The 23,158-nt window shown below is 64.8% G+C and carries 20 protein-coding genes; 9 read left to right on the top strand and 11 right to left on the bottom strand.

The genetic code is table 11. The features are described 5' to 3' along the window. Window positions 1-79: 79 nt before the first annotated feature. The 3 genes from IEV62_RS07755 to IEV62_RS07745 are packed head-to-tail and all read left to right on the top strand — an operon-like array spanning window position 80 to window position 2,811. Window positions 80-1,054, top strand: a complete 975-nt coding sequence (locus tag IEV62_RS07755) for a hypothetical protein (RefSeq protein ID WP_373868577.1) — start codon at window positions 80-82, stop codon at window positions 1,052-1,054. A gap of 23 nt (window positions 1,055-1,077) precedes the next feature. Continuing rightward, window positions 1,078-1,599: a DUF2141 domain-containing protein gene (locus IEV62_RS07750; protein WP_188446288.1), complete on the top strand. Its 522-nt coding sequence runs from the start codon at window positions 1,078-1,080 to the stop codon at window positions 1,597-1,599. A 6-nt stretch (window positions 1,600-1,605) separates the two neighbouring features. Then, window positions 1,606-2,811, top strand: coding sequence for a glycosyltransferase (locus IEV62_RS07745; RefSeq protein WP_188446287.1), 1,206 nt, complete (start codon window positions 1,606-1,608; stop codon window positions 2,809-2,811). A gap of 8 nt (window positions 2,812-2,819) precedes the next feature. Here the strand turns inward: IEV62_RS07745 and IEV62_RS07740 are convergent, their stop codons facing one another. Then, the gene (locus IEV62_RS07740) at window positions 2,820-4,343 is read right to left on the bottom strand and encodes a hypothetical protein (protein WP_188446286.1); all 1,524 of its coding nucleotides are present in this window, start codon (window positions 4,341-4,343) and stop codon (window positions 2,820-2,822) included. Window positions 4,344-4,466: 123 nt separating this feature from the next. On the opposite strand from IEV62_RS07740, the gene IEV62_RS07735 reads away from it, so the two are divergent. After that, entirely contained in the window at window positions 4,467-6,089 is a 1,623-nt protein-coding gene (locus IEV62_RS07735) for an alkaline phosphatase D family protein (RefSeq protein WP_188446285.1), read from the top strand. Between the two features lie 61 nt (window positions 6,090-6,150). After that, complete coding sequence (locus IEV62_RS07730) at window positions 6,151-7,149, top strand: LacI family DNA-binding transcriptional regulator (RefSeq protein WP_188446284.1); 999 nt, start codon at window positions 6,151-6,153, stop codon at window positions 7,147-7,149. A gap of 169 nt (window positions 7,150-7,318) precedes the next feature. Here IEV62_RS07730 and IEV62_RS07725 read toward each other — a convergent pair whose 3' ends face one another. Then, window positions 7,319-8,347 carry a YeiH family protein gene (locus IEV62_RS07725; RefSeq protein WP_188446369.1) on the bottom strand — a complete coding sequence of 343 codons (1,029 nt, stop codon included), beginning with the start codon at window positions 8,345-8,347 and terminating at the stop codon, window positions 7,319-7,321. Window positions 8,348-8,558: 211 nt separating this feature from the next. On the opposite strand from IEV62_RS07725, the gene IEV62_RS07720 reads away from it, so the two are divergent. Further along, window positions 8,559-9,806, top strand: a complete 1,248-nt coding sequence (locus tag IEV62_RS07720; protein ID WP_188446283.1) for an MFS transporter — start codon at window positions 8,559-8,561, stop codon at window positions 9,804-9,806. A 209-nt stretch (window positions 9,807-10,015) separates the two neighbouring features. On the opposite strand, the gene IEV62_RS07715 is transcribed toward IEV62_RS07720, so the two are convergent. Both IEV62_RS07715 and IEV62_RS07710 read right to left on the bottom strand, forming a co-directional pair. Then, window positions 10,016-12,448: a TonB-dependent receptor gene (locus IEV62_RS07715; RefSeq protein ID WP_188446282.1), complete on the bottom strand. Its 2,433-nt coding sequence runs from the start codon at window positions 12,446-12,448 to the stop codon at window positions 10,016-10,018. A gap of 104 nt (window positions 12,449-12,552) precedes the next feature. Further along, window positions 12,553-13,629, bottom strand: a complete 1,077-nt coding sequence (locus tag IEV62_RS07710) for a Gfo/Idh/MocA family protein (RefSeq protein WP_188446281.1) — start codon at window positions 13,627-13,629, stop codon at window positions 12,553-12,555. A gap of 36 nt (window positions 13,630-13,665) precedes the next feature. Here IEV62_RS07710 and IEV62_RS07705 point away from each other — a divergent pair, with 36 nt between their 5' ends. Together IEV62_RS07705 and IEV62_RS07700 are read left to right on the top strand one after the other, a co-directional pair. After that, window positions 13,666-14,574, top strand: a complete 909-nt coding sequence (locus tag IEV62_RS07705; protein ID WP_188446280.1) for an aldo/keto reductase — start codon at window positions 13,666-13,668, stop codon at window positions 14,572-14,574. Then, window positions 14,571-15,656, top strand: coding sequence for an LLM class flavin-dependent oxidoreductase (locus IEV62_RS07700; protein ID WP_229732919.1), 1,086 nt, complete (start codon window positions 14,571-14,573; stop codon window positions 15,654-15,656). The genes IEV62_RS07705 and IEV62_RS07700 overlap by 4 nt, the downstream gene beginning before the upstream one ends. Before the next feature lie 5 nt (window positions 15,657-15,661). On the opposite strand, the gene IEV62_RS07695 is transcribed toward IEV62_RS07700, so the two are convergent. Beyond that, window positions 15,662-16,684, bottom strand: coding sequence for an oxidoreductase (locus IEV62_RS07695; protein WP_188446279.1), 1,023 nt, complete (start codon window positions 16,682-16,684; stop codon window positions 15,662-15,664). A 159-nt stretch (window positions 16,685-16,843) separates the two neighbouring features. Here IEV62_RS07695 and IEV62_RS07690 point away from each other — a divergent pair, with 159 nt between their 5' ends. Next, complete coding sequence (locus IEV62_RS07690; RefSeq protein WP_373868580.1) at window positions 16,844-17,380, top strand: c-type cytochrome; 537 nt, start codon at window positions 16,844-16,846, stop codon at window positions 17,378-17,380. Window positions 17,381-17,434: 54 nt separating this feature from the next. Here IEV62_RS07690 and IEV62_RS07685 read toward each other — a convergent pair whose 3' ends face one another. From IEV62_RS07685 to ppsR, 6 genes are all read right to left on the bottom strand, one after another. Next, window positions 17,435-17,692, bottom strand: coding sequence for a hypothetical protein (locus tag IEV62_RS07685; protein WP_188446278.1), 258 nt, complete (start codon window positions 17,690-17,692; stop codon window positions 17,435-17,437). A gap of 8 nt (window positions 17,693-17,700) precedes the next feature. Continuing rightward, complete coding sequence (locus IEV62_RS07680) at window positions 17,701-18,198, bottom strand: TspO/MBR family protein (RefSeq protein WP_229732917.1); 498 nt, start codon at window positions 18,196-18,198, stop codon at window positions 17,701-17,703. 2 nt (window positions 18,199-18,200) lie between these two features. Then, complete coding sequence (locus tag IEV62_RS07675) at window positions 18,201-19,403, bottom strand: geranylgeranyl diphosphate reductase (protein ID WP_188446276.1); 1,203 nt, start codon at window positions 19,401-19,403, stop codon at window positions 18,201-18,203. Next, window positions 19,400-20,725, bottom strand: a complete 1,326-nt coding sequence (locus IEV62_RS07670; protein ID WP_229732915.1) for a BCD family MFS transporter — start codon at window positions 20,723-20,725, stop codon at window positions 19,400-19,402. Before IEV62_RS07670 ends, IEV62_RS07675 begins: the two co-directional genes overlap by 4 nt. Beyond that, window positions 20,722-21,645 carry a chlorophyll synthase ChlG gene (gene chlG / locus IEV62_RS07665; protein WP_188446275.1) on the bottom strand — a complete coding sequence of 308 codons (924 nt, stop codon included), beginning with the start codon at window positions 21,643-21,645 and terminating at the stop codon, window positions 20,722-20,724. Before chlG ends, IEV62_RS07670 begins: the two co-directional genes overlap by 4 nt. Before the next feature lie 67 nt (window positions 21,646-21,712). After that, window positions 21,713-23,158 carry a transcriptional regulator PpsR gene (ppsR, locus tag IEV62_RS07660; RefSeq protein ID WP_229732913.1) on the bottom strand — a complete coding sequence of 482 codons (1,446 nt, stop codon included), beginning with the start codon at window positions 23,156-23,158 and terminating at the stop codon, window positions 21,713-21,715.

The following is a 23,158-nucleotide window of genomic DNA, read 5'->3' as shown; positions in this document are numbered from 1 at the left end:
ACACTTCTGCCGTTAAGGGGCGGCAGGGCGACACGGTCGGACATCGCCGATTAGCCCAACGAGCGGACAGACGCACCACGTGGACATTTTGAAGACCGGGCCGGGTACCATCGGAACGCCGAACGCATCGTCCGCACCCGCTGGCGTATCACCGCCGCTTGGTACGGGCGCACGCGCCGATCTCGGCGGGCTCGAGCCGATGGCTCCGCTCAAGCGACGCTGGCCGACCTATCTCGGGGCGGCGGTCACGGTGGTGATGATTGTCTGGCTTTGGCTGAAACTGCGCGCACTCGGCGTCGACAGCTGGGTTTCGGCAATGCCGACCAGCCCGTTATTCTATGTCTTTTTCATTCTGCTCTATTTTTCACCAGTCGCGGGCGATTTCATCATTTTTCGAAGATTGTGGGGAATCCCAGCCAGCGGATTCGCCGCGCTCGTCAAGAAACGTATCGCCAACGACGTGCTCAATTATTCGGGCGAGGCGTATTTCTACGCGTGGGCGCGGCAACGCTCGTCGATGGTCGCGGCCCCATTCGGCGCGGTGAAGGATGTCAGCATCCTCTCGGCGGTTGCCGGCAACATGGTCACGCTGGCGATGATCGCGGTTGCCATGCCGCTCGGCATCGGGCTGTTGACCGAACAGCAATTGCACAATGCGATCTGGTCGATTGTCGGCGTGTTCGGCATGTCGTTGCCGTTCCTGATCTTCTCGAAGCGCATCTTCTCGCTGCCGCGCAAGATGCTGTGGTGGATCTTCAACGTGCATTGCCTGCGCTTGATCGCGGGGTCGGTGCTGACCGCGCTCGCGTGGCATTTCGGGCTGCCGACGGTCTCGGTCGGCATGTGGCTGTTGCTATCGGCGGCGCGGCTGATCGTCGGGCGGTTGCCGCTTCTGCCGAATAAGGAACTTCTTTTTGCCACCTTCGCCACGTTATTGATTGGACAAGATGAAAAGCTGACCGTGCTGATCGCGGTGACAGCGGCGCTGCCGCTGCTGGTGCATGTGGTGCTGATGGCGATCTTCGGCTTGTCGAGCTTGGTGAGAAAGACGTGAGCATGCTGGTGCGCAAAGGTTCGATGACGGCAGCCCTGTTGGGTGCGGCGGTGTTCGGTGTGGGGCTGGCCAGTCCGGCGACGGCAGCGCAGGTACTCGGCAGCGATGCCGCGGCCTGCAGCCCGGGCGGCGGCCCGGCGATCCGCGTGGTGGTCGAGGGATTGAAGGACCGGACCGGCGAATTGAAGCTCGAACTCTATCCCGCCACGGAAACGGATTTCCTGCGCGACGATTATTTGCTGATCCGCGAGGGCAAATTCTTCCGCCGCGTGAAGGTCCCCACGCCGGCGAGCGGGCCGGTCGTCTTGTGCATTCGCGTACCGAGCCCGGGTGCCTATGCCTTGCTCCTCACGCACGACCGCGACGGCAAGAACAAGTTCAACTTCTGGACCGACGGCGCGGGCTTTGCGAGCAATCGTAAATTGGGGCGGTCGCGCCCGAAACTCGACCAGGCGCGGATCGTCGTTCCAGCAGGGATGGTATCGGTCGACATTCGCGCGCAATATCTGCGCGGGCTCGGCGGTTTCAGCCCAATCGGGAGCTGACCTGCGATGCGCATCGTCGACGTCAACGAATTCTATTCACCGACCGGCGGCGGCGTGCGCACCTATATCGACCGCAAGATGGGAATCATGGCCGATCTTGGCCATGAGCTGATCGTAATCGCGCCGGGCAAGGAAAACCGCGTCGAGGATCGTCCCGGTGGCGGCAAGGTGATCTGGGTGCAGACCGGACATTTGCCGCTCGACCAGAATTACGGGATTTTCTGGGAAGCACCGCCGATCCTACACTTGCTCGATGCGTTGAAGGCGGATGTGGTCGAAACATCCTCGCCGTGGCGGCTGCCGTGGATCATCGGCAAGTGGCAGCCGAAATATGAAGGCGGCGCGGTGAAGGCGTTCTTCATGCACAATGACAATATGGCCGCTTACGCGTTGCGCTGGCTTGAAAATATGGGCCCGCAGGACCGGCTGGAGCGCGCGTTCGGCTGGTACAGCCGCTATATGTCAAGCTTTCTCCAATATTTCGACACGGTCGTCACCAACGGCCCAGCGCTCGAAAAGCGGCTGCGCAACCGGGGTGTCCACATCGATGCGGCGATGCCGCTCGGGATCGAGCGCGGCCATTTCTCGCCCGATCTGCGCGACGAACGCCTGCGCGCGGCCTTGCTCGCGCAGTGCGATTTGCCGCCGAGCGGGCATTTGCTGCTCGGGCTTGGCCGCCATCACCCCGAGAAACGCTGGCGGTTGGTAATCGATGCGGCCGAACGCGCCGGATCGGAACTGCCGGTCGGCCTGATCCTGCTCGGCAGCGGCGTCGAAAGCCGTCAGATCGAAATGCGGATCGCCGGTAGCCCACACATCCGCATGTTCCGCCCGGTCTATGATCGCGAGCGGCTCGCGCGGATCGTGGCGAGTTGCGACGCGCTGATCCATGGCTCTGAAGCCGAACCGTTCGGGCTGGTCGCGTCCGAAGCGATGGCCGGTGGCCTGCCGCTGATCGTGCCCGATACCGGCGGCTGTGCCGAAGTGGCGGATAAACATGCGTCCGAATTCTACACCGCGCGCGATGCGCAAAGTGCAGCGATGGCGATCCACCGGCTGTTCGCGCGCGACCAGCGCGTGCTGCGCCGCGCGGCGCTGGTCGCGGCGGACAAGGTCCGCAGCGACCGCGACCATGCGATCGAGCTGATGGACTATTATCAGGCGCAGGTGGACTTCAAACGCGCCGGAAAGCCGCTGCGCGCGGCGGCCTGAGAGGGGCCTTATTCGAGCTTTGCGCGGATCGCAGCGGGGCACGCGCCACGCGGGCCCGTGTCTCCCCGCAAACGATAGACCAGCCTGACCCGTCCGCGCGTGGCGACGCACCCCGCCAGGTCATAACGCTGGCGGATCGCCTGCAGCACAAGGGCGTGCACCGCGGGGTTGCCGAAGGCGTACACCGGATATGTATCGATGATCGCTTGCGGGTTGGCGGCAAGGATCGCGCGGGTGATCGCTTGCGGATCACCGCCCAGTGCGCGCGGATTATTCTCGTCGGCGGTGTTGAGGTGGCCCGGAAAGACCCAGCGCGACGGCAGGCAGGAGTGCGTCAGCATGTAGAGCGCGGGATAGCCGTTATAGACGAAGATGCACCCGCGCATCGGCATGGCGAGCGCCGCGACGGCGCGCGCTTCGCGGTCCCCGCCCTTGGCCGAAGCGCTGATCGCGAGCACGATTTGCCCGGCGACCAACGCTACGAGGGCAAGGCCGAGCGCCACCCGCCGCCGCGCCGCCAGCGCGGTGGCGAGCAACACGCACGCCGGGACGAGGATCGGCAAAGCATAATGCGGCGCGTCGAAACGCCAGTAGAGCAAGACGCTCAACACCGCGGTGAGGAGCCAGCCGAGCAAATAGCGTCGCTCAAGCGCGCCCGGTGCGGTGGTCGGCGCGCGTGGGCCGATCAGCCCGACGATCAGCAGCGGCAGGAGCAACCCGACAAAGCTCGCCAGCCCCACGATTTCGCGGGCGAACGTCCCTTTGGTCTGCCCGAATACCGACACGAAATTGGCAAAGGCGAAGGCCTGCCACTGCCCGATCGCCGCATAATAAAGCGCGGCAAGCGCCGTTGGCAGCAGCGCCAGCGCGATCATGGCGGCGGCGAACAGCGCGGTACAACCCCAGGAAACCCCATGCCGTCGCGCCAGCAGCAGGAACGCGCAGCCGAAATACACGCCCTCCAGCAGCACGCTATATTTGACCTGCAACGCAAGCCCGACCAGCAGCAACGCCGCCGTCCCCTTCGCGATCAGACCGTCGGCGCGCGGCACCGCGGACACCAGCAGCGCCCCCGCCCCGATCATCAGCGCGTTGTAGAAGACTGGCGCCTGCCCGCCTTCGCCCTCCATGAAGTTGAGCCACAGAATGTAGAGGATCGCCGCGAACGCCGATCCGAACCACCCGACATGGCGGCGCGCGATCCAATGGATGCCGAACGCAGTCGCCACCACGAACAGTCCCGCCACCAGCTTGTACTGAACGAAGCCCTCGCCCCCAAGCAGCCGCGCACCGGCGTAAATCAGGAACAGGCCGATCGGCTTGCGATCGAACATATCGACATAGGGCAGCGCGCCATGCAGCATCCGATCGCCGACCAGCAGATAGAATTGCTCGTCGAAACCCAGCACCGGATTGCCCAGCGTCGGCAGCCGCGCGGCGAGTGTAACGAGCAGCAGCAGCGCTGCGGTCGCGGCCGGACCCAAGGAAAATGGGGGTGCAAAGGAGCGCGCGCTGTCGCTATCGGTCCCCACGCGCGCACTCCCACATCACGGCTTGCCGGGCGTTGCCACTTCGGCCGCCTGCGCTATTCCTATCCGTCACGGTTCTGCAATCGACAAGTGGCAAGCATAGCCACCCCATAGGAGATGCCCGAAATGTTAGCCCTCGACCGCCGTTCCTTCCTGTTGACCGGATCGCTCGGGCTAGGTGCCTTTGCCGTGCCCGGCTTCGCGCAAAACGCCAATGTCACCACGGTGCGCGGCTTCACCCATTCGGTCGCAAGCGGCGAGCCGGGCAGCGATACGATGCTGCTATGGACGCGCTACGTCCCCGCTAGCGGCGACAGCGCGGAACTGCGCGTCGAACTGTCCGAAACCCCCGATTTCGCGCGCGTGGTGAGTAGCGGATCGCAAATCACGGGTGCGTGGCGCGATTTCACCACCAAGATCACGGTCGATGGGCTCACGCCCAACACGCGCTACCATTTCCGCTTCGTCGCGCCCGATGGCAGTTTCTCGCCGGTCGGTACGACCAAGACGCTGCCGCAAGGTCCGGTCGACCGCTTCCGCACCGCGACCTTCTCCTGCTCGAACATGCCCTATGGCTTCTTCAACGCCTATGCGCACGCCGCCGCGCGCGACGATGTCGACCTCGCGATCCATCTCGGCGACTATTTCTACGAATATAAGACCGGCGATTATCCCGCCGCCCGGGATCAGGTCGCTGGCCGTGTCCCCCTGCCCGCCAACGAATTGCTGCATCTGGCCGATTACCGCATCCGCTATGCCAGCTATCGCAGCGATCCCGACCTGCAGCGGCTTCACCAGAAGGTGCCGATGATCGTGCAATGGGACGATCACGAATCCGCGAACGACAGTTGGGAAGGCGGCGCCGAGAACCACCAGGCCGACGAAGGCGATTGGAACGCCCGCCGCGCCGCATCGATTCAGGCGTATCGCGAATGGATGCCGGTCAGCGACGAGCCGTGGAAGGCCTATGAGATCGGCACGCTCGCGACGCTGTTCCGCACCGAAACGCGGCTGCTGGCGCGCACCAAGCAGCCCGATGTCGCGCCCTTGTTCAAGGCGGCCGATCCCGCCGCCGCGTTGAAGGCGTTCCGTGATGGCGCGTGGATGGACCCGGGCGTCACGATGATGGGGTCGCAGCAGGAAAGCTGGCTTGCCCATGCGATGGCGCAATCGACGCGTGCAGGGCAGCGCTGGCAAGTGGTCGGCTTCGGCACGATCATGGGGCAAACCGTGATGCCGCAGGATGCGACGGCCTGGCTCGCGCCCGACGCATCGGCCCGCGCGAAGAATTACATTCTGGCCGGGGTCGGCGCGGCAAAGCTCGGTTTGCCGTTCAATTACGACAGTTGGGGCGGCTATCCGGCGGCGCGGGCGCGCTTCCTGCGCGGCGCACAGCGGCTCGGCGCGAACCTGATCGTGCTGTCGGGCGACAGTCACAATGCCTGGGCCTATGATCTGGCGCAGGATGGAAAGCCCGCCGGTGTCGAGCTCGCCGGCCATTCGGTCAGCTCGCCCGGCTATGAAGCGGCCACCGCGACCGATCCGAAGGTCATCGCCGCGACGCTGGTGCGCGGCAATCCTGAACTCAAATGGTGCGACACGTCACGGCGCGGCTATATGGCGATGACGCTGACGCCCGACCGCGCGACGAATGACTGGATCATGGTCGATACGATCAAGACCAGCACCCCCGCCGCCAACATCGGACACAGCACGACAATCCAGCGCGGGCGCAATGTGATGGTCTGACGGTTGCCCGGACGGCCTCGCTGCGGCACAGGTGGCGGCGGGGTCATCGGGGAGCTTTGGTTTGCGCGTAACGATTAAGGACGTGTCGCGCGCCTCAGGCGTCTCGATCAAGACTGTGTCGCGCGTGCTCAACAAGGAACGCTATGTCGGCACCGAAACGCGCGCCCGGGTCGAGGCGGCGGTGGCAGCGCTCAATTTCCGCCCGAGCATGGCGGCACGCTCGCTGGCCGGAAAGCGCAGTTTCCAGATCGCGCTGATTTGCGACAATCCCAGCCCCTATTACGTGTACGAAATGCAATCGGGCATTCGCGACCGCTGCGCGCTCGACGGGGTGCGGATGATCGCACAGCCCTATGACCGCAACTCCCCGACCTTGCTCGACGATATCGAAAATTTGGTTGAGGCTACGCATGTCGACGGGTTGATCCTGACCCCGCCCGTGTCGGATTATCCGGCGGTGCTCGATTTGCTGGCCAAACGGGGCGTGCGCTTCGTGCGTGTGTCGCCGGGCAGCGCCGCCGAACTCGCGCCATCGACCTTCATCGATAATGAAGCCGCGGCGGCGGCGATGACCGCGCATCTGCTCGGGCTCGGGCATCGCCGGATCGGCTTCATCGCCGGGCATCCGAGCTATGCGACGAGCGGTCAGCGGATGCAGGGGTATGCGAAAGCGCTCGGCAAGGCGGGGATTCCGCTCGATCCGGTGTTGGTGCGCGAGGGCAGCTACGATTTCGCCTCGGGCGCGGCGGCGGCGGAAGACTTGCTCGCGCTCGACCCGCCGCCGACCGCGATCTTCGCGTCGAGCGACGATATGGCGGCGGGCGCGTTGACCGTAGCGCATCGCCGCGGTCTCAGCGTGCCGGGGCAGTTGTCGGTCGCCGGGTTCGACGATACCGCGCTCGCCGGGTTTGTCTGGCCGCCACTCACCACGATCCGCCAGCCGACGCGCGTGATGGCGTATCAGGCGGCCGATCTGCTCCTCGGCCCGGCCGATGCGCCGGTCGAACGGCGTGAGGTGGCGTTCGAATTGGTGGTGCGCGAATCTACGGGACGGGTTTGAAGAAGGTTGGTTCGCGCAGAGGCGCGGAGGACGCGGAGATTTCCTTGCGGATGTGTCGGGAGACATGCCGGACCGAGCCTCTATGGCGAACGTGCATCGCTGAGGGCTAACGCCCTCTTTCTTCTTCTCCGCGTCCTCCGCGCCTCCGCGCGAACCAACCTTCTTCTTTTCAACCGATCAGAAACAACGCCGCCGCCAGCGCCAGCCCGAACGCCACCAAAGTCGCCACCCCGATGATGATCAGCGGCTTCGGCCCGGCCTCGAGCAATTGCGACAGCGGCGAGCGGATCGCGGTCGCGGTGACCGCCGCTGCCAGCATCGCCGCCGCGGCTTTTTCGGCCCCCGTCGCGACGATCGGAGGGATCACGCCGAACGAGTTGATCCCAGCCAGCACGAAGAAGCCGATCACGAACCACGGCACCCCAGGCCCCTTTGCCGCGCCCTCTCCCTTGGGCAAGCACATCGCCACCACCGCCAGCACCGGTGCCAGCAACGCCACACGCGTCAGCTTGACGATTGCGGCGATGCCGCCCGCGCCGTCCGAATAGGAATAGCCCGCGCCCAGCGCCTGCGCGACATCATGAATCGCCGCGCCGAGTAAGAACCCCGCCTTGAGATCGCTCATGTGGAACGCGTGCGCGACCAGCGGGTAGAGCATCATCGCGCTCGCGCTCATCGCCGAAATGCCGACCAGTACCAGCGTGAGCTGCGCTTGGCTGGTGCGTTTTTCACCGAGCGTCGTGGCAAGCGCCATCGCCGCCGACGCGCCGCAGATCGCGACCGCGCCGCCCGCCAGCACGCCGAAAGCGCTATCTTGCCCGAGCCGACGCGCGGCGAGCACCCCGGCTCCCATCGTTGCCGCAACGATCGCCACGACGCACAGCAAAGCGACCGGGCCGAGCGCGATGATTTGCCCGGCGGTGATGCGCACCCCGACCAGCACGATCCCCCAGCGCAACAGCGAGCGCGACGCAAAAGCGAGGCCGGGGGTCAGCCGCGCATCGGCGCTCAGGAAATTGAGCGCGAGGCCGATCAGCAGCGCCATCAGCGTCAGCGGCACGCCATAATGATCCGACAGGAACCCCGCCGCGAGCGTCCCCATCGCGACCACCACGAGACCGGGGACATAGCCACGCCAGTCGCGCTTCGGCGCGGTTTCGATGTCGCTGTAGAGATCGCCGTAGAGATCGGCGGCCATCGGCAGCGGGCGTTTCGGGTATTTGGTTGCCATTCGATCCCACTCGTCATGTCGGACTTGTTCCGGCATCCACCGTGCCGCACACCGGGCCTGCAAGGATTTGCGGCGCGGTGGACCCCGGCACAAGGCCGGGGTGACGGAGCGTGGGGTCTAGCGCAAGCGCCCTCGATCTGACAACGTTGTCTCAAGAAAAAGACGGGAGCGGATTCGGATGGCATTTGGGATCAGGGGTGGGGCGGCGCGCTGGATCATCGTGGCGATGGTGTTCGTCGCGATCATGCTCAATTATGTCGACCGGCAAATCCTCGCTTTGCTCAAACCGACGCTGGAGGCGCAGTTCCAATGGTCCGATCAGGATTATGCGAACATGGGCACCGCGTTTCAGATCGCGACGGCGTTCGCCTTTCTCGGCACCGGCTGGTTCCTTGATCGGGTCGGCTTGCGGCTGGGGTTCGCGCTCGGCGTGCTGATCTGGAGTCTTGCCGGGATGGCGCACGCCTTCGCGACATCGGTCCCGGCCTTTTTCGCCGCGCGGATCGTGCTCGGCATGGCCGAATCGGTCGGCACCCCCGCCGCGGTCAAATCGGCCGCGACCTATTTCAACCATAAGGACCGGCAGATCGCGCTCGGCATCGGCAATACCGCGCCCAATATCGGCGCGATCGTGACGCCCTTGTTCATCCCGGCGCTCGCGGTGGCGTTCGGGTGGCAAGCGGCGTTTCTGGTCGCGGGCGGCCTGGGGCTCATCTGGGTGGTGGTGTGGTTCGCGCTCAGGATCAAGCCGGTCGCGCTCGACGCCGTCGCCCCGGCACCCGTGCCGTGGCTGAGCGTGCTGCGCAGCCGCGAGACCGCGGCCATCGCGATCGCGAAGGTGCTGTCGGATCAAGTGTGGTTCTTCATGCTGCTATGGCTGCCCGATCTGTTCCACCGGCTGTTCGGGATGCCGCAGGGCACGCTCGGGCTGCCGGTCGCTTTGGTCTATGTCATGGCGGCGTGCGGCGCGCTGACTGGCGGCTTCGTGCCCTCACGGCTGATGGCGGCGGGCTGGAGCGTGGATCGCGCGCGGAAAACCACGATGCTCGGCTATGCCTTGCTCGTGCTGCCGGTGGTGTTCGTCCAGAGCGTGTCGAGCCCGTGGTCGGCGGCGTTGCTGCTTGGTCTCGTCTTGTTCGCGCATCAGGGGTTTTCGACCAACGTCTTCGGCGTAACCACCGACATTACGCCGGCGCGATCGGTCGGGAGCCGGATCGGGATTGCAGCGTTTTGCGGCAATCTCGGCTCGGTCGGGATGATCCAGTTTCAGGCCTATGCGCTGGCGCACGGCTGGGGTTATGCGCCGGCGCTGGCGATTTGCGCGGGGTCGTATCTGACCGCGCTGCTCGCGATCCATCTGCTGATCCCGCGCATCGTGCCGATCGACGAAAGCGAGCGCGGCGACGGTTTCGTCGCGGCGCACTGACGGAATTGAAGCCCTCTCCCGCTTTCGCGGAAGAGGCTACGGAGACTTGGTCGCGCAGCGGCCTAGTCGCAGTCGGTGAGGGCCTTCTTCTCTCGGGCACCGATGAAGAAGAAGACCCTTACCAGGTTTTTTGCAGCCCCATCCCCCGGATGGGGCAAAGGGCAAAAAACTCGTCTCCCGCTGAGGCGGGAGAGAGCTTTGGTCCGAGATCAGAAATTCACGCGACCGGTGACCCCGAAGTAGCGATCGGCATCACGCGGGATCTGGTAGCGATACGCGCCACCCGGTCCGCCATTGGCGATCGTCGCGGCGAAGCTCTGGTCGAACAGATTACGCACCGTGAAGGTCAGCTTGTAATGATCGGCCTTGTCGAGGATCGACGCCGACAGATTGACGAGGCCGTATCCTGCGATCGTCCCTGCCGCGCGCACCACCGGATCGGGCGAGAAGATCGACAGCTGGCTCGACTGATACGACCCTTGTGCACCCAGCGCAAAATCGACCGGTGCATTGGTGCGGAGGCGGTAATCGACTGCAAGATCGCCCTTCCACTTCGGCGCGAAGGCGAGCGGCGTGCCCGAGGCGACGATGTCGTTCGCTGTGCGCACTGGCGGCGGGTTGAACGCATCGACATGCGCGTCGGAGTAAGCGGCACCGCCCGAAATGTTGAGGTCGCGCACCGGACGGAAGGTAAAGTCGAGCTCGCCGCCGCGGGTTGAAACCGTGCCGGCATTGGTGAAGCGTGCAATCACGGTGGTCACCCCGCTGATGACCAGGGTATCGGGGTTGTTCGCCTGAAAATTATTGTACTTCGCATAATAAGCCGCGAGGTTGAGCGTCAGCTTCCCGCCGAGCAGCGTGTTCTTCAGCCCGATTTCGTAGGAATTGGAGGTTTCGGGTTCGAGCGCCTTGGCCCCAGTCGGCTGCAGGTTGAAGAACAGGTTGAAGGCCGGCCCCTTATAGCCGCGCGTGTAGCTCGCATAAGCGGTCGATCCGCGCGTGATGTCATATTGCACACCCGCCTTGCCCGAGAAATTGTCGCTGGTCGTCTTTTCGGTGAAGGGAATGCCGTTGGCCGCCGTGGGCGTGCCGTTGGGCAACGCCGCCGTCACGGAATTGAACACGCCCTGGTCGAAGGCGGGCTGCGACGCGAGAGTGCCTGCGCTGGTGGTGCTGGTCGTGCGCGACTCAAAGCCGTCGAGTTGATCATGCGTGAAGCGCGCGCCGCCGATGAAACGGAAATTGCTCGCTAAGTTTAGCGTCCCTTGCGCGAACAGAGCAAGGTTCTTGAACACCGATCCGTAATCAGCCCGGCCGGAGGCGGTGACCGAAGGTGCGGCAAGCGCGCTGGTGCACGGCGTCAGCACGCCCGCTGGCGCTGGGGGAGTCGCCGCCGTGCAGCTAACATTGTCGCGCTGAAAGATGCGGCGCGAGGAGGCACGCGAATAATAGCCGCCGATCACATAGTCGATCAGCTCCTTGCCCGGCGAGGTCAGCCGCAATTCCTGGCTGAACGTATCGCCGGTTTGCGGGCCGGTATCGTGCGATTGCGCGACCCCGATATAGGCCTGCGGATAGAAATCGCCGTCGCGAATCTCATTATTGGCGAAGTTGCGATAGGCGGTGATCGAGGTCACGGTCTGCGTACCGACGGTGATATCGGCCTGGCCCGAGAAGCCGTAGCCGGTCTCGATCGTGCGGGTGACGAGGTTCTGGTTGATCCGGCGGCTTTCATTGCCCGCCAGCGTCGGCAGCACCGTCTGGATCAGCGCGAGGTTGGTCGCATTGACCGCGCCCGTCGACGTGAGCGGCGGCCCGCCAATCACTTCGGCGCAGCAATCGTCATTATTGTGATGATAATCACCGATCAGCGTCAGCTTGACGAAGGCGCTGGCATCCGCCTCGACGATCGAGCGCACGCCATAATGCTCATAGCCGTTGACGCGGCGATTCACGTTGGGCGCGACGTTGAAGATGTTGCCGTCATATTTGTCGTAGAATGCGGTGGTGCGCGTCCGGATCGCATCCGACAACGGCAGATCGATCGCGCCGCGACCGCGATATTCCATCCCGTTCGAGAAATAGACGCTACCCTCGACATAGCCGCCGATGCTGCGGCCGGGCCGCTTCGACACAATGTTGATGACACCGGCGCTGGCATTCTTGCCGAACAACGTACCTTGCGGCCCGCGCAGGACTTCGAGCCGGTCGATATCGACGAGGTCGGTGAACGCTTCCGCCGCGCGGCTCAGCACGACGCCGTCAAGCACGGTCGATACGGTCGGCTCGACCGCGATCGAGAAGGAGGTCGTACCGATCCCGCGCAGGAACAGCGCCTGGTTGAGCGCGGTGCCCGCCTTTACGAAGTTGAGCGAGGGGACGAGATATTGCGCGCCCTCCAGGCTGGTGCGGCCCTGCGACGAGATCGCATCGCCCGAAACCACAGTGACGGCAAGCGGGACATTTTGCAGCCGCTCCGAGCGCTTTTGCGCCGTAACGATAATGTCGCCGGGGTTCGCGCCATCGACCACGGCGGCCTCCGCGGCCGGCACCGCTACAGGTGTAGCGGTCTGCGCGAAAACGGGTGTCGCGGTCAGCAATGCGAGCGTCGCGGCGCCCGACAAAAATACGGTCTTGGTCATAGTCCCCTCCTCAAAATAAAAATCCCATCTAATTGATGGATATTATCGTAGTCCAGCCGCTGACAGCGCAATCAGGCTTGTCGGCGGTAAAGCCCTGCTTGGTGTCAAAAACCCAATTCCGTCATCTCAACCACGCGGTGTTCACGCGCGCTGATCTCGGCGGCGGTGCCGATTGCGACCGCCATCATCCCGTCATGCGCGGTGACCTCAACCGGCCCTACGCCGCGGACGGCAGCGTTGAAGCGCTGGTGTTGGTAGAAGGTCGAGCCGTGATGGCTACCGGCGTTGAGCGCGGTTTCGTCGGTATGGACGAGGCGGCGCGTCGCGTTCTTCGGGTTGCGGAAGCCGACACGCGGCGAATGCATGATCGCACCCTCGGGGATCAGCACGTCGAGCCGGGCGTCGCTGCCGACCGCAGTGATCTCTTCCTGATTTTCCGCGCCGTCGGCGAACATCGACAGATCGAGCATCGCGCGCACGCCATTGGCAAAATCGACCGTCGTATAGCTGTTGTCGATGATGTCGGGCGTCTCGCCGCCATAGGCTTCGTCGAGATGGTTCACGTCCATCGCGCCCGAGCAATAGACGCGCACCGCCTCGGCCCCGACGATAAGCCGCATCAGATCGAAGAAATGGCAGCATTTTTCGACCATCGTGCCGCCGGTGTTGCGGCTGAAGCGGTTCCAGTCGGCGACCTTGACGAGGAACGGGAAGCGATGCTCGCGGATCGAGAGCATCTGCAATTTGCCGATCTTGCCAGCGTGAATGTCGGCGATGAATTCGGCCGCCGGCGGCATGAAGCGATATTCCATCGCGGTCCAGAACACCTTTTCGCTCTGCGCGGCGCGATCGACGATCCAACGGCAATCTTCGATCGTGGTCGCCAGCGGCTTCTCACACAGGATGTGGAGCCCGGCATCGAACAAGGGCTCGAGCACCGCGCGGTGCGTGAAATTGGGGCTGGCGACGATGATGGCATCGCACAGGCCGCTCTTGGCCAGCGCCCCGACTGAGTCAAACGCGGTCGCCTGTTCGGCACGATCCCCCAGCGCGGTCTTCGCCCAACCGAGCGAGCCCTCCGCTGGATCAGCCAGCGCCGTCACGACCGCACCCAGCGTGATCGCCAGATTGTTCAAATGCTCGACACCCATCATTCCGGTGCCAACCAGGCCGTATCGCACTTGCTCTCCCACAATCTTCTTCTCTATATGACAGCGATGTCTGAAATCATGCTTACACCCGAAATGCGCGCCCTCGGCAAGAGCGGAATCATGGTCAGCCCGATTGCCTGGGGGATGTGGCGATTCGGCCACGCCTCGCACGCCGAGGGCCGCGCGCTGATCGAGGCGGCGTTTGCCGCCGGGGTCACGCTGTTCGACACCGCCGACATTTACGGGTTCGACGGTTCGGGCGGGTTCGGGGATGCCGAAGCCTCGCTCGGCCGGATCCTCGCCGAGACACCCGAGCTGCGGTCGCGGATGGTGCTGGCGACCAAGGGCGGGATTACCCCGCCCGTGCCGTATGATTCAGGACGCGATTATCTGATGGCGGCGCTCGATGCCTCGCTCACGCGGCTCCAGGTCGAGCAGGTCGATCTCTACCAGATCCACCGCCCCGACATCCTCGCCCACCCGCAGGACGTCGCGCGCACGCTCGAGGAGATGGTGACATCGGGCAAGGTCCGCGCGGTCGGCGTGTCGAACTATACGGTGGCGCAGACGCAAGCGATCGCCGCGCTGCTGACGATCCCGCTGGCCAGCGTACAGCCCGAATTCTCAGCACTCGCGCTCGATCCGATCACCGACGGTCTGCTCGATCTGACGATGGAGCGCGATGTCGCGGTGCTCGCCTGGTCACCACTTGGCGGCGGGCGCATCGGCGCGCCCGAGGACGAGCGCTCGAAGGCGGTTGCCGCCGCGCTCGATGTCGTGGCGCAGGCCGCGGGCGTTTCCCGCGCGACCGCAGCCTATGCCTGGATTATGGCGCATCCGGCGCGCGCGATCCCGATCGTTGGCACGCAAAATGTCGCGCGGATCGGAGAGATCGCCGAGGTCTATAAGGTCCGCTTCACCCGCCAGACCTGGTATGACGTGCTGGTCGCGTCGCGCGGGGAGCGCTTGCCGTGACCGCGCTTCCGCTCACCCTGCCGCCGTGCGAAATCAGCTGGTTCTCGGCACTGTGCGACGACGATTATGAGTTTCTGGGCGTGCCCGACGCCAAGCTCAAGTCGAGCTGGGAGCATTGTCGCGACATCGTGTTGCAGGCCGAAAGCGGCGGCTTCGACAATATCCTGCTGCCATCGGGCTATCAACTCGGCATCGACACGACCGCCTTTGCCGCGGCGATCGCGCCAATGCTCAAGCGCATGGCGCTGCTGATGGCGGTGCGGATCGGCGAGACGTGGCCGCCGCAGCTCGCGCGCCAGATCGCGACGATTGACCGGCTGCTTGGCGGGCGGCTGACCGTCAACATCATTTCGTCGGACATGCCGGGCGAAACGCTCGGGAGCGCCCCGCGCTACGCCCGCACGGTCGAGGCGATGCACATCCTCAAGACCTTGCTCAACGGCGAGAGCCTCGATCATGACGGCGAATTCTGGAAGCTGAAGATCGATCCGCCGCGGATCGGCACCGTGTCGGGCAAGGCCCCCTTGCTCTATTTCGGCGGCCTTTCCCCCGATGCGCGCGACGCCGCCGCCAAGGGCTGCGACGTGTTCCTGATGTGGCCCGACCGCCAAGAGGTCGTCGCCGCGATCATCGCCGACATGACCGCGCGCGCCGCCGCTTATGGCCGCACGTTGAAATTCGGCTATCGCGCGCACGTCATTGTCCGCGATACCGAGGCGGAAGCGCGCACCGCCGCCGACCGCTTGCTCTCGAAGCTCGATGCGGCGGAAGGTGCCGCGATCCGCGCGAAATCACTCGATTCGCACTCCGCCGGAGTCGCCGCGCAAGCAGCCCTGCGCGAGAATGCCGCCGACGATGGCTATGCCGAGGCTAATTTGTGGACCGGCGTCGGGCGTGCGCGATCAGGCTGCGGCGCGGCGATCGTCGGTGATCCCGACCAGGTGCTGGCCAAGCTCAATGCGTATCGCGCGATGGGGATTGAGGCGTTCATCCTGTCGGGCTATCCGCATGCCGCCGAGGCCGATCTGTTCGCGCGGCATGTGTTGCCGCAAATCGAGCATGCGTCGCTGCAGCGGGGATAGGCGGTTTACGGTTGCGGTAGCCGCCGCCGCTCGTCCGCGCTGCGGCGCGCCACGGCGATCAGTTCCATGACCTCCAGCGCGTCGCGCGCAGGCACCGGAGGCGAAGCGCCCTCGGCGATGGCAGCGACCACCCCGGAATAAAAGCGCCGCCAATCTCCCCGCGCGCTGACGATGCGGAGCGCGGTGCCAGCGGCATCGGTCAGCGTGCCATAGGCCTCGGGGGCATCCTCCCCGAAGCCCGGCGTCGTCGGCGGGTATCCGCCGCGCAACACCGCCTCCTGCGGATCAATCCCGTACTTCACAAAGCTGCCGCCCGTCCCGTGCAGCGCAAAGCGCGCGCGCGGCTGCGCAAGTAACGTGGCCGCCGAGACGATCACGCGCCGCTCCCCGAAAGACAGCGTGATCTCAAAATAATCTTCGGTCGTTGCCGCAGCGCGTTGCGTCGCGAGATCGGCCGCCACGGCATCAGGCCGACCGAATAACTGGAGCGCCTGATCGAGCAAATGCGGCCCGAGATCGTTAAGCAACCCCGCCCCTTGCTGTTCCCGCCAACCAGGCTTGATCGCGGGGCGAAAGCGATCCCAGCGCAGTTCCGCGAGCGCAATGTCGCCGAGCACGCCATCCGCCAAAATGCGCTGCACCGTCAGGAAATCGGCGTCCCAGCGCCGGTTGTGAAACACCGACAGCATCCGCCCGCGCGCCTCCGCCAGCGCGATCAACGCCGCACCGTCGGCCGGATCGGTCACGAACGGCTTGTCGATCACGACGTGCTTGTCCGCGGTGAGCGCTGCCTGCGCCAACGGCGCGTGGCTAGAGTCGGGAGTCGCGATCACCACCAGATCGATCGCGGGATCGGACAGCAGCATTGCCGCGTCCGCGACAACCGTCGCCTCCGGCCAGTCGCGCGCCACTGCCGCGCCGCGCGAGGTCGCGATGCTGGTCAGCCGCAACCCCGGCACCGCGCCGATCAGGGGGGCATGGAACGACGCACCCGCGACCCCGTACCCGATCAGTCCAACCCGAATCATGCGATGTGTATAGCGCAGGCGATACTGCCTTGCCCATGGCGCGATGCGGTGAATGGTTGTGAACGCGACTTGGCAGTGTCAATTGTTGTGGACAGTGAGGGCACGAAAATGCGAAATGTGCGTTCGGGAGTGAGTCAAAGACCCAAGAGGAGCAGGATGATGGATGTAGTATCGATGACGCGTTTCGGTCGGGTAAGCTTTGGCGTCGCATGCGCGGCCCTCGCCCTCGCGGCGTGCGCGAAGAAGGCGGACAATGAAGAGACGAGCAGCACCACCAGCACGACGACGGCAACCGCGCCAGCCGCGGCTCCCGCTGCGGCTCCAGCCGTCGCTGCAGTTGCTGCCGACAATACCGATACGCTCGCGGGCGTGAAGTTCGCATCGTACACCGGCGACGCCAAGAAAGGCGAAGCCGATTTCATCACCTGTAAGACGTGCCATGCCATCGAAGCGGGCGTGAACAAGATCGGGCCGTCGCTGCACGGCGTCGTCGGTCGCAAGGCCGGTATTATCCCGGGCTACACCTATTCCGCTGCCAACAAGAATAGCGGCATCACTTGGACCGAAGAAAAGCTGTTCCAGTATCTTGAAGGCCCGCAGCGGATCGTTCCGGGGACCAAGATGTCCTTTGCCGGCTGGCCGACCGATCCGCAGAAGCGGGCCGATGTAATCGCCTATCTAAAGTCGAATTCGTAAGCGCCACCGTCCGGCGTATAGCGAAGGGGCCCGGCAGCGATGCCGGGCCTTTTCTTATATCGATCGCCGCGGCCGTCGCGCGATATCGGCCAAATGTACCGGGAACGACGCAGCGAGCGCCAGCGCGATCCACCACCATCCGGCCCCTGTAAGAGCCGCACGGAGTGCCAGCACCATCAGTGCACCCGGCAGCAAGCGCAGCGCGGCATCTCCCTTCCGCCACCCGCGTCCGCGCGTCAGCAGCAGCCATTCGAGCAGCATGACGCCCAGGATCAGATCGACGGCATGCCCCTGTCCAAACAGCCAGACCATAACCCCGTTCAGCCGAACGGCCCGTTGAGCTTTACGATCGTCATGGTGTGATATCCGGCAAAGGTCACACAGGCGAGATAGGGCAGCAACATCAGCCCCGCCGCGGTCGAGCGTGGCCATACGATGTAGATCCACACCACGATCGCCACCCACAAGGGGACGATCTCGACCATTGCCCAATCGGGCCGATGCGCGTGGAACAGCAACAGGCTCCACACGATGTTGAGAAAGCCGGTGAGCGCGAACAGCCCGACGATCCAGTCGGCGCTTTGCCGATCGGGCATGGCACGCCACCCCGTGATCGCCGCCAGGCCGGTGAAAAGATAGATGAGCGTCCACGCGATGCTGTAGGCCGTTTCGGGCGGCGCCCAGCGCGGTTGCACCAGGCTATGATACCATGGCCCCATTTCGGTGATCGTCGTGCCCATTCCCGCGACCGCAATCGCGGCGAATCCGCCAATTAGGACCGGCAACCCCCAGGAACGATGCGGAACCGGTGCCTTCACCTTCACGCCTCGGCCAGCCCGAGCAGGTGCCGCATATCCTTGAGGAAGATCCGCAGATGCGCAACCGGCTTCGATCGGACGAGGCGCTTGTTCATATACGCATCCCAGGTCAGGCGCTGGACATCGGGATCTTCGCAGATCTTGACGAAGCGCTCGCGGCGCTTGTCGCTTGAATACCAGAAATATTGCATGATCCCGAGGATCCAGAACACGCGGCCATGGTCGCGCATGAAGCGTTTGCGCGCGCGCTTCAGCGCCGATGCCTTTCCGGTGGCGAGAAAGTGCGTGACCGCGTCCGCAGCCAGTCGCCCGCCAACCATCGCATAATAGATGCCCTCGCCCGATGCGGGCGCGACCACACCAGCCGCATCGCCCGCGACCACCACGTCACGGCCATTGTCCCAACGCTTAAGCGGCTTCAACGGGATCGGCGCGCCTTCACGGCGGATGGTGTCGCAGGCATCGAGCCCGGTCTGCGCACGCACCGCAGCGACCGCCTCGCGCAAGTCGAAGCCCTTGTTCGCGCTGCCGACGCCGATGCTCGCCTGGTCGCCGTGCGGGAAGACCCAGGCGTAAAAATCGGGCGAATGCTTGCCCTGGTAGAAGACGTCGCAGCGCGCCCGGTCGAAATCGGCGCTGCTGCCTTCGGGCGGCGAAGCGACGATCTCGTGATAGGCGAAGACGCACGGCACCTTGTCGGCACCTTTGAGCTCGGCCCGCGCCACGCCCGATCGCGCGCCATCGGCACCGATCACGCTGCGCGCGGAAATGCGCTGCTCGGGACCGCCCCGCCCTTCGCGGTATACGACCATCGCCGTGCCATCGGCATCACGGTCGATCCGTTCGAAAATCCCGGTGCGCCGTTCGGCCCCGGCGAGCGCGGCGCGGGCGCGGAGCCATTCGTCGAAATGCTCGCGATCGACCAGCCCGACATATCCACCCTTGCCATCGGCGCTGACCGGCATGTCAACGGTCTTGGCTGAGGGTGCGATCATCCGCGCGAGCGTCGCCTTGCCGACAAGCAAATGGTCGGGGATCGCGAAATCCTCGATCGCGCGCGGCGGGATCGCCCCGCCACACGGTTTGATGCGGCCGGCCCGGTCGAGCAGCAGGACGTGATGCCCGCCGCGCGCCAAATCGGTGGCGGCGGTTGCGCCCGACGGGCCTCCGCCGATGACGACACAATCGAACTGCGGCTGTTTCATATCGTTACCTCCCGACCGACCAGCGTTGCGCGCGATGGCGCGGCACGAAGACACAAAGCCGCGGCGACGAGGAACAGCAAAGCCTCCGCCCCGAACACCAGCATGAAAGTTTCGGGCAAATTGCCCGTCAGCGCGCGCCCGGCATCGACCGCGACCGCCCCGGTCAGCCCGCCCGTCCCGAACGCGATCGCTTGCGCCGCACCCCACACGCCCATGCGAATCCCTTCACGATTGGGTCCGCCAGCGCCCGCCAGCGCCATCATCGTCCCGATCGCGGCAACCGCGAACACGCCATTGGCAAAGCCGAGCATGAAAATATTGCCGATGATCGGCCAGCCCGGCCCGAACCGCGCCGCCATGGCGAGGCCGGTGAGCGCCAGCGCCGAACCGACACACCCACCGACGATCCAGCGTTGCAATCCGCTGGCCCGGCCCGCCGCCGTGCCGCGTTTTGAAAAGGCGCTGCCGCCGATCCCGACCAGGATCATGCCGAGCAACACGCCGCCATGCTGGACGCTCGAAATCTGGGTCGATTGCCCCGGCGTCATGCCGAAGCGCAATCCGGTGAAGGGTTCGAGGATCAAATCCTGCATCGAATACGCGAGCATCGACAGGAACACGAAGATCGTGAAGCGCCGCGCATCCATGTCCGCCCACAGCTCGGACAGCGCCCCACCGAAGCCCACGGCGGGCGTTTCGCGTGGTTCGGCGATCACGACCGCTTTCCCCTCGACGCCCCAGATGGCGAGCGTTGAGATGAGGAACGCGACGCCAGCGACACCGCCAACCACCGCGACCAGCCGTGCGAAGCTGAACGGATCGACCAATTTGCCCGCAACCCCCGCCGACACGACGATCCCGGCGATCATCATGATCCAGGTGATCGACGCCGCCGCAGCGCGCCGTTCGGGCGCAACGCGCGTCGCGAGCAAGGCGAGCAGCGACGTCCCCGCCGCACCGACGCCCGCGCCGATCATCGAAAAGGCGAAGATTGCGGTCGCATAGCCGAGCCAGGCACTGTCCGACAGCAAAGCCACGGCTTGTACTGCGAGCATCGCCCCACCGGCGAGCAACGCCATGCCACCGATGATCCACGGCGTCCGCCTGCGTCCGCGATCGGACCCATGCCCCCAGACCGGGCGCGAGAGTTGCACAGCATAATGCCATGCGACCAACCCAGCAGGCAGCGCTGCGGGCAGCGCATATTCCACCACCATCACGCGGTTGAGGAGCGACGTTGCGAGCATCACGATCGACCCGATCGCGCTTTGCACCAGCCCGAGCCGGACGATGCCGAACCAGCCGAGCGCACGCGCGGTCACAGGCCGAGGACTCCGCCCAGTCCGAAGGCCGACGCCAGCATCCCCAGTACGTACAGGCTCGTCCCCGTCGCATTGTACCACGGGGTTTGCTTGAGCGGATCGCGCAGGAGCCGCGGCATCAGCGCCAATTGCGCGAGCAACATTCCGGCGACGATTCCGCCGACCAGCATATGGCCCCAGCTCACAAGCAACGCGACCACGACGACTTGCGGCGCCGCCATCACGACGCACGCGATCCGCGCCGCACGATCGACGCCGAGTGTCGCGGGCAGCGAGCGGATGCCCATCGCGCGATCACCCGCGACCGCCTTAAAATCGTTGAGCGTCATGATGCCGAACGCACCCGCACTGTACAGTGTCAGGATGATGAGGACGGGCGTTGGCGGCAGCGCGCCGGCCATCACGCTCGCCCCGGTAAACCAGGTCAGTCCCTCATACGTCAGCGCGACTGAAATCGGCCCCCAGATGCCACTGGTCTTCAGCCGAAACGGTGGCGCGCTATAAGCCCAGGCGAAGAACAAGGCGACGAGCGTCGCGGCAAAGACCCAAATCCCGATCACCGCGGCGAGCGCCGCCGACACAACGGTCCCGATGATCGCGATCCACAGCCCCCATTGTCCGGCGATGCGGCCCGAGGGGATCGGGCGATCCGGCTCATTGATCGCGTCGACATGCCGGTCGAACCAATCGTTCACCGCCTGGCTCGTCCCGCACACCAGCGGCCCGACCAGCAAGATGCCCGCGATCAGGAACGGCCACCGCGTCTCGACCGGGATCCCAGAGGAAACAGTGCCGCAGAAGAAGGCCCAAATCGGCGGGAACCAAGTGATCGGCTTGAGCAGTTCGGCGACGTCGCGCAGCTTCGGAAGCGGAACCGATATCGGCGCCGGTTTCGTCGGGGGATTCGTCGCGCGTGCCATGCTCAAAGGCTAAGCTTGACACTCCAAGGCGTCAAATCGAATTGACACTTTTCGCGGTGAATTTCGCTCAATTGTCGCCCGAAACGAGATTGCCGAGGCCGTGGCGATGCAATTTCGAATAGAGACTCTGTCGGCTGACCCCGAGAATCTCGGCCGCCGACGCGCGGTTGTCCGATGTATAGACCAAGGCCGCTTCGATACAGAGCCGCTCGATCAGATCGGTCGATTCGCGCACAATGTCCTTCAGCGACATGCGACCGACCAATTCGGTCAATTGCTCGACCGAACGCGGCAAATCGCGCTCGACCGAGGGTGACCCGCGCAGGCGGCGTCCGACGTTGCGGATCGTGAAGCCATAACATTCGCTGTCGCCATGTGGCGCCAAAACGCCCGAAACTTCGATTTCCTCTTGCCCCCCGTTGGTCCCGCGCAGGATCGTGGCGACGTTGCGGACCGAGCCATGTTCCCGCAACTGGCCGAGGATCAGCTCAAGATCGATCCCCGGACGCCCGAGCCATGTCGCGAGCGGTTCACCGGTGACGCGATCGATCGACGGTGCGCCCGACAGTTCGACGAACGCGGCATTCGCGACGAGGATGTGGAGCGCCGAATCAACCAGGACGAACGCATCGGGCATATGCTCGATCACGTTTCCCACTGTGGCTTGGTACGCGTCGGCGGCAACCTCGGGTTCGGCCGCGAGCAGCCGCACGAGCAGCAAGGCGGCGCGACCCTGGCGGAACAGCCGCGCGGAAATCTCGACCGCGCCATGCCCGTCGGCTAGATGCACCGCGACTGGCGGAAGGTCGTCGCTCGCACTCGCCGCACCGAGGTGCGCGATGAACCCGTCGCGGTCGGCCGGATCGACGATCTCGCCGACGGGCCGATCGGCAAGCGCGCCCTCTTTGACTCCCATCAGGCGCAGTGCCGCTGGGTTGATTTCGCGGATCCGGCGCGTTGCGGCGTCGACGATCAGCACCGGCTCGGTCCCGAGATCGAACAGCATGCGGTACCGCGCTTCGACCTGACGGAGCTTGATATAGTCGCGTTCGAGCGATTGTTGCGTCTGGAGCAAGCGCTGCTGCATCGCCGCCGCCGCGCGCATATCACGTCCGATCGCGATCGCGCTGCCATCCTGGCCGACCTTCATCACCAGATAGCGGATCGGAACGTCCCCGCTCGCGGTTGGATGATTGACCTGACGCCAGCGCGCCGGAGCAGTCCCGCCGCACTCGGCAAGCAGATCGGTGATCTTAGGCTTGCTCTCGGCGTTGACGATCTCGTCCCAGCGCCGACCTACCCAAGTCGCAAAGCCTTGCGTCATGAGGTCGTTGTTCGAGATAGCGACGTCGCGGATCACCCCGCCGCGATCGATCACCAACGCGATATCGCCAACCGATGCCAGCAAAGCGACGGCCACCTGCGGTGACAAGGCACCTGACAACACTTCAGGATTCGAAAATGCATTGGGTGCAGCAAAGGTGGGACGATCGTTCATCAACGAAACGTTCAT

The organism is Sphingomonas psychrolutea (genome assembly GCF_014636175.1).
Lineage (GTDB): Bacteria > Pseudomonadota > Alphaproteobacteria > Sphingomonadales > Sphingomonadaceae > Sphingomonas > Sphingomonas psychrolutea.
The sequence above is the reverse complement of the archived record's forward strand: the minus strand, read 5'-3'. Positions and strand labels throughout refer to the sequence as shown.

Coding starts and splice junctions, on each gene's coding strand:
- IEV62_RS07750 (WP_188446288.1), top strand. CDS start 1,078: ATGACGGCAGCCCTGTTGGGTGCGGCGGTGTTCGGTGTGGGGCTGGCC.
- IEV62_RS07745 (WP_188446287.1), top strand. CDS start 1,606: ATGCGCATCGTCGACGTCAACGAATTCTATTCACCGACCGGCGGCGGC.
- IEV62_RS07735 (WP_188446285.1), top strand. CDS start 4,467: ATGTTAGCCCTCGACCGCCGTTCCTTCCTGTTGACCGGATCGCTCGGG.
- IEV62_RS07725 (WP_188446369.1), bottom strand. CDS start 8,347: ATGGCCGCCGATCTCTACGGCGATCTCTACAGCGACATCGAAACCGCG.
- IEV62_RS07720 (WP_188446283.1), top strand. CDS start 8,559: ATGGCATTTGGGATCAGGGGTGGGGCGGCGCGCTGGATCATCGTGGCG.
- IEV62_RS07715 (WP_188446282.1), bottom strand. CDS start 12,448: ATGACCAAGACCGTATTTTTGTCGGGCGCCGCGACGCTCGCATTGCTG.
- IEV62_RS07705 (WP_188446280.1), top strand. CDS start 13,666: ATGTCTGAAATCATGCTTACACCCGAAATGCGCGCCCTCGGCAAGAGC.
- IEV62_RS07695 (WP_188446279.1), bottom strand. CDS start 16,684: ATGATTCGGGTTGGACTGATCGGGTACGGGGTCGCGGGTGCGTCGTTC.
- IEV62_RS07690 (WP_373868580.1), top strand. CDS start 16,844: ATGGATGTAGTATCGATGACGCGTTTCGGTCGGGTAAGCTTTGGCGTC.
- IEV62_RS07685 (WP_188446278.1), bottom strand. CDS start 17,692: ATGGTCTGGCTGTTTGGACAGGGGCATGCCGTCGATCTGATCCTGGGC.
- IEV62_RS07675 (WP_188446276.1), bottom strand. CDS start 19,403: ATGAAACAGCCGCAGTTCGATTGTGTCGTCATCGGCGGAGGCCCGTCG.
- chlG (WP_188446275.1), bottom strand. CDS start 21,645: ATGGCACGCGCGACGAATCCCCCGACGAAACCGGCGCCGATATCGGTT.
- ppsR (WP_229732913.1), bottom strand. CDS start 23,158: ATGAACGTTTCGTTGATGAACGATCGTCCCACCTTTGCTGCACCCAAT.